1 protein-coding gene is annotated in these 208 nt (G+C 53.8%); it reads left to right on the plus strand.

Annotated features, from left to right (window positions below; genetic code table 11):
- Positions 1-208: hypothetical protein (locus tag H8K36_RS19105; RefSeq protein WP_186920469.1), on the plus strand; the 208-nt coding region annotated here is incomplete at both ends.

Consider the following 208-nt stretch of genomic DNA (forward strand, 5'->3'; position numbering starts at 1 on the left):
CCGCAGTGCAAGACGTGACGTTCACGATCACCGGTGCGAACGATGCGCCAGTATTGACAGATACGACGAACCCAACGGCGATCGTAGAAGCTGCAGACGCTTCTGCGCAGAACTTGGCTCCAATCACTGGCAGTTTCGCCGTCTCTGATTTGGATATCGGCGATACCTTGACTGCTTCTGTGGTGGGTTCACCTGTAGTACAGTTGAA

This window comes from Affinundibacterium nitidum, from assembly GCF_014284155.1.
GTDB classification, from domain to species: Bacteria; Pseudomonadota; Gammaproteobacteria; order Burkholderiales; family Burkholderiaceae_D; genus Undibacterium; species Undibacterium nitidum.